A 5,972-nucleotide genomic window follows, 5' to 3' on the forward strand; every position below is an offset into this window, starting at 1 on the left:
CCGCCAGCTCCTCGGGGAGCTGTTCGGCACTCCCGCGCCGGCCGACGGCCACCGCCGCCATGATGTCGAACTCATCGGCCGAGACGCCGAGCACCTCGAACGCCTTCTTGCGGCTGAACCCGGCCATGGCGTGGGCATAGAGACCGAGTCGGCGGGCCTGCAGTGCCAGCGCCATCCAGGCGGCACCGGCGTCGAAGGCCGCGTGCCGGTTGGGTTGACCGGTGCCGATGAAATTCAGCCGGGTCACCACGAAAATCAGCAGAGGGGCGCTACCCGCCCATAAACGATTGCGCTCGACCAGGGCGCTGGCGAAGCGCTCCCGGTCGGCTGCATCGGTAGCGTAGAGAAACAGCCAGGGCTGTTCGTTGTAGCACGACGGGGTCCAGCGGGCCGCTTCGAACAGGGCAGCAATCTGCTCTGAAGAGAGCGGGTCGGACAGCATCGACCGCGGCGACCAGCGGTCGGTGAACATGCTGTCGACCTCGGCCTCAGGGGTGCGCGGGTTATGCAGCGGCTTCTCCATCGGCAATCCTCCATGGACAAAGTTTCAGGGCAATCGAGGTTATGCCGAAAGCTTACTGGGCAAAGACTTGTTTCAGCAGGTCGGTGGTGCGCGCTGCCGGATTGGCCCGGATGCTTTGCTCTTCCTGGGCCAGGGTGGTGAAGAGTCCGTTGAGCCCCTGGTCAGCCACGTAATTATCGAGATCGAAGGTCGATTTTTTAACCAGGGGCAGCGCGTTGTAGGTGCCCATCAGCTGGTTGTACTGCTGATAAAGACCGACCTGGTTCATTTTCTCCTGAATGATGGGCAGGAACTTGGCCCGCAGCGAATCGGACGTCTTCCCGCGGAAATAGTCAGTCGCCGACGTGTCGCCCCCCTTCAGAATGCCCATGGCATCGGTCAGGGTCATCTGCGAGACCGCGTCGATCAGCACCGGCTTGGCCTCCTCGGAGGCCCGCTCCGCCGCCCTATTCATCGCGACCTCCATGGCGTCGACCTGGCCGCCGAAACCGATCGCCCGCAGGGTTTTGGCCATGGTCGACAACTCATCGGGCATGACGATGCGGATCAGGTTATTGTCCAGAAAACCGCCGGGCTGCGAGGTCGAAGCCACCGCCCGCTCGGAGCCGACCGTCAACGCTTCCTTGAGGCCGGCGGCGACGGTCGCTTCGTCCAATCCGCCGACGCTCCCCCCCGTTGTCGACAGGGCACTCAGTACGCTGCCGGCCAGATCGCCCCCCTTCATTTCGGCGCAGCCGGCCACCAGCAGAAGCAGGAACAGGGAACAAAAGCCGAGAACAACCGTATGGTCTTGACGTTTCATGGCAACTCTCCTGTGCGAAAAAGGTAAACATGACGCTCAATTCCAGACGCCGGCCAGCATCGACTGGCAATGGTCGCAGCGCCCGTTATGAAGCGAAACCCGGCCGAGCCTGAAACCGCTGCGCTCCAGCAGCCGCTCGCCACAGCCCGGGCAATAGGTGTTTTCGCCGTCGTCCCCGGGGATATTTCCGGTATAGACGCATTTAAGACCGGCATCCAAACCGATCCGCCGGGCTTTTTGCAGGGTTGCCCTTGGTGTCGGCGGACGATCGGTCATCTGGTAGGTCGGGTAGAAAGCGGAGACGTGCCAGGGGACCTGCGCCCCCAGTTCATCGCGGATGAAGCGGGCGATCAGACCCAGCTCGCCGTCGCTGTCATTGAGCCCCGGAATGATCAGGGTGGTTATCTCGAGCCAGATGCCGAGGCGCCGGTAATCCCGCAGAGTGTCCAGCACCCCCTGCAGCGAGGCGCCGGTGACATCGCGGTAGACGCTTTCTGAAAAGCCCTTGAGGTCGACGTTGGCGGCATCCAGCACCGGCGCGATCCGTTCGAGGGCCTCGGTGGTGATATAGCCGTTGGTGACAAATACATTGCCGAGCCCCGCGGCACGGGCCAAAGTCGCCGTATCCAGCGCATATTCGTAGAAGATCGTCGGTTCGGTATAGGTGTAGGAAATGCTGCGACAGCCCGACTGCTGCGCCTGGCGGACGATCTGCTGCGGCGACAGGGGGCGACCGGGGATCTCCCGGTCGCGGTGCGGCCACTGGGAGATATCCGCATTCTGACAATGGCGACAACGGAAATTGCAGCCGACGGTGGCGATGGAATAACTGGTGGAACCGGGAAGGTAATGGAACAGGGGCTTCTTTTCGATGGGATCGACATGGTCGGCGATCGAGCGGCCATAGACCAGGGAGAAGAGCACCCCCTGCCGGTTTTCCCTGACCCCGCAGAGCCCCCGGTGGCCGTCGGCAATCAGGCAGCGGAAACGGCAGAGCCCGCAACGAACCCTGTTGTCTTCAAGCTTGTCCCAGAACATGGCTTCGTGCATCGACACCTCCTCCGGCATGACCGTAGAGAAGTATAGCAGAAGAAACGCGCCGGGGCGAAGGCTGAGCGCGACATCAGAACATGAAGCGTCGCATGCTGACGTTCAGGAGCAGGCCGGTGCCGATCATGGTGGTGACCATACTGGTGCCGCCATAGGAAAAGAGCGGCAGCGGCACCCCCACCACCGGCAGCAGACCGATCACCATCCCGAGGTTGACCACGATATGCCAGAACAGCATGGCGACCACGCCTACCGCCAGCATCATGCCGAACATGTCGGCGGCCCGACGGGCGATATAGATGCCCCAGATGACCAGAAAGAGGTAGAGGCACAGAAGAACCAGCGACCCGGTAAAGCCCCATTCCTCGGCGAAGACCGAGAAGGCGAAGTCGGTATGACGCTCGGGCAGAAAGGAGAGTTGCGACTGGGTGCCCTGCATGAAACCCGCCCCCCAGAAACCGCCGCTGCCGACGGCTATTTTCGACTGGATGATATGATAGCCCGCCCCGAGCGGATCATTTTCAGGATCGAGAAAGGTAAGAATGCGTTGCTTCTGATAGCCTTTGAGCAAAAACCAGCCGCCGCCGGCAGCTGCAGAGCCTAACAGGACCAGGACGGCCAGGGCCGATCGACGGATGCCGGCGAACAGCGACATGCTACCGCCGATGAACAGAACCAGCATGGCGGTGCCGAGATCGGGCTGCTTCATGATCAGCACGGCAGGCAGCCCGAGCAGCAGGGCAGGCATGACCAGCTGCTTCAGATTAAAACCGCGAAAATGCCCCTGCTGGGAAAAGTATCGTGCCAGGGTGATGATAATAACAATTTTCATGATTTCGCTGGGCTGCAGGTTGAACACCCCCAGGTTGAGCCAGCGGGTCGCCCCCATGCTGGTCTTGCCGAAGAGCAGCACGACAAGCAGCAGCGCCACATTGCCGAAATAGAAAAAAAAGCCGGAATACTCGAGGTGCCGGTAATCGATGGAGCTGACCACCAGGGCGATGGTCAGTCCCATGCCAAGCCAGTAGATCTGCTTGAGATAGATCGGGGTTGCGCTCGTGGCCCAGGAGGACGTGGCGCTGTAAAGGTTCAGGATGCCGATTCCGGCGATCATGCCGACCACCAGCAGCAGCACCCAGTCAAAATGGGTCAATAGCCTTCTGTCAAACATCCCGTCAGTCTCCTTCTGCCCCGCCTTGAGGCGATTGCTGATCCGGGGGCACGTCTCCGGCGACCGGCAAAATCACGCTATCGACCGAGATGGGGGCTTCCTTGTCCAGGGGAGCCCCGAAATACCGGGCAAAGATCTGTTTGGCCACCGGCGCCGCCGCCCCACTGCCACTGCCGCCGTGCTCTACCACGACCGCCAGCGCGATCTGCGGGTTATCGGCGGGAGCATAGCCGACGAACAGGGCGTGATCGCGGAAGCGGTAGGCAATCTCAGCCTTCGGCGTCCGGTCATCCTTGTCCTTGAGCTTGACCACCTGCGAGGTGCCGGTCTTGCCGGCAATCTTCACCGCCTCCAGGCGGCTGCTCCAGGCGGTTCCACCCGGTTCGTTGACCACCGCCTCGATCCCCCGCCGCACCACCTGCAGATCGGCGGACGACAGCTTCGCCTCGTTGATGACCTCGGGAACCATCTGCTCGAGAACATTTCCATCCAGGTCTTCGACGCGATTGACCACCTGGGGCCGCAGCACCGTGCCGCCATTGGCTACCGCGGCCGTCATCACCGCCAGCTGCAGAGGGGTAGTCAGTACGTATCCCTGGCCGATGGAGGCGATGACCGTTTCACCATCGTACCAGCGGGCGCCGTACCGCTTCTTCTTCCATTGGCGATCGGGAATCAGGCCGGACTTCTCCCCCTCGAGAGGAAAGCCGAGCGATCGGCCAAGCCCGAGAGATCTGGCCATGTCGGCGATCCGGTCAATCCCCAGATCGAGGGAAACCTTGTAAAACCAGACGTCGCAGCTTTCCTTGAGAGCTTTTTTCAAATCGGTGCGGCCATGTCCGCCCTTTTTCCAGCAGCGGAAATCACGGTTGCCGAGGGGCATGAAGCCCTGGCAGTCGACCGTGGTCGAGGCGGAAGCCACCCCGGATTTCAACGCCGCCAACGCCGTCACGATCTTGAAGGTCGAACCCGGCGGGTACTGCCCCTGGATGCTCTTGTCCTGCAGGGGATGACGAGAATTCTGCAACAGTTCGATCCATTCCTTGCCGGAAATGCCGCGGGCGAAAATAGCCGGATTGAAGGAGGGCCGACTGACCATGACCAGGACCTCGCCGGTTTTCACATCGAGGACCACGACCGCGCCGGCTTCTTCCCCGAGAGCCGTTTCGGCCGCCTCCTGCAGATCCCGTTTCAGGGTCAGAAAAACCTTGTTCCCCGGCTTCGGATCCTGGGTTTTGAGAATCCGCAGCTCCCGCCCCTTGACATCGACCTCTACCCGTCGCTCCCCCTCAAAACCCCGCAGGTATCTTTCAAAAAGCTTCTCCAACCCGCGCTTGCCGACGAAATCGCCGGAGCGGTAATCGCTGCCGAATGCCTCGCTCTGCAGTTCGTGCTGGGTGATTTCGCCCAGGTAGCCGAACAGGTGCGCGGCCATGTCGCCGTGCGGATAAGCGCGAAACGGCTTGACCTCGACGAGGATGCCGTGGAGATCCACGGAGTTCTCCTGGACTTTCTCCATCGCCTCCCGGCCGACGTCCTCGAGCAGGGGAAGCGGCCGGTAACGGGGCAGGCCCTGCCCTTCCTTCCAACGCAGTTCGAGGTCGCTGACATCAACATCGAGCAGCGTGGAGAGTTTGGTAAAAAGCTCCTGCCGGTCACTGATCTCCTGGCGCAGGGCCGACACGGTAAACGCGGGCCGGTTATCGACCAGCAGGGATCCGTGGCGATCAAAGATGGCACCGCGCGGTGCATCGATCGCCACGTAACGAATCCGGTTGCGTTCGGACAGATTGCGGTAATGCTCTTCATTGAGGATTTGCAAAAACCACAACCGCAAGGCGAAGACGGCGAAGATGCCGACGATGATCAGCGAAGCAACGATGAAGCGGCGCCGCAGCCCGGGAGTTTCTTCGGGAGACGGGTTAAGACTCATAGCGGCTATCGAGCTTGCGCAGCCCGGGCAGGCTCTTGCGCGGCATAAAGGTTCGCTGCAGCCAGACGGTCAAACGCAGCAGGAGCAACGCGGCTATGAAGTTGATCAGGACCTGGGCCGGTGCCTGCCAGGCAATCTGTGGCCAGAAACGCAGCGTCTGGCCAAAGAAGTCCAGGGCGAAAGCGACCATCGCGGATTGCAGGATCGTTCCGGCGACCACCAGCAGCAGGATCAGCGGCGAGCTCTCGGTGTTGACACGGGTTACGATCCCGCGAACGGCAAGAAATATCCCCAACAGGACGAATCCGTTCAGTCCCGGGAAAACGCCGGCCACGCCATCGTAGAACCACCCCATCAGGTAAACCAGCAAGCCACCGCGCAAAGGCTCTTCATGCAGCCCGAGATAGATCACCAGGATCAGGATGAAATCGGGCTTGTAGTTTCCCGGCAGCAACAGCGGCATGAACACCGTCTGCAGGATGACGGCAACCCC

At 61.4% G+C, this 5,972-nt stretch carries 6 protein-coding genes; all 6 read right to left on the minus strand.

Features of this window, described 5'->3' with window-relative positions; genetic code table 11:
• A partial coding sequence (locus ABYV89_RS13705; RefSeq protein ID WP_432823504.1) for a nitroreductase family protein occupies window positions 1–523 on the minus strand: 523 nt, incomplete at its 3' end.
• Between the two features lie 52 nt (window positions 524–575).
• Window positions 576–1,325 (minus strand): DUF4197 domain-containing protein, encoded by a 750-nt coding sequence (locus ABYV89_RS13710; RefSeq protein WP_432823505.1) that lies wholly within the window; start codon window positions 1,323–1,325, stop codon window positions 576–578.
• A 36-nt stretch (window positions 1,326–1,361) separates the two neighbouring features.
• Window positions 1,362–2,375, minus strand: a complete 1,014-nt coding sequence (gene amrS / locus ABYV89_RS13715; RefSeq protein ID WP_432823506.1) for an AmmeMemoRadiSam system radical SAM enzyme — start codon at window positions 2,373–2,375, stop codon at window positions 1,362–1,364.
• Window positions 2,376–2,448: 73 nt separating this feature from the next.
• Entirely contained in the window at window positions 2,449–3,546 is a 1,098-nt protein-coding gene (rodA, locus tag ABYV89_RS13720) for a rod shape-determining protein RodA (RefSeq protein WP_432823507.1), read from the minus strand.
• 4 nt (window positions 3,547–3,550) lie between these two features.
• On the minus strand, window positions 3,551–5,479 hold the full coding sequence (gene mrdA / locus ABYV89_RS13725) for a penicillin-binding protein 2 (protein ID WP_432823508.1): 1,929 nt from the start codon (window positions 5,477–5,479) through the stop codon (window positions 3,551–3,553).
• A partial coding sequence (gene mreD, locus ABYV89_RS13730; RefSeq protein ID WP_432823509.1) for a rod shape-determining protein MreD occupies window positions 5,469–5,972 on the minus strand: 504 nt, incomplete at its 5' end. The genes mrdA and mreD, both read right to left, overlap by 11 nt.

The sequence above is a fragment of the Trichloromonas sp. genome (assembly GCF_041583255.1).
Taxonomy (GTDB): Bacteria; Desulfobacterota; Desulfuromonadia; order Desulfuromonadales; family Trichloromonadaceae; genus Trichloromonas.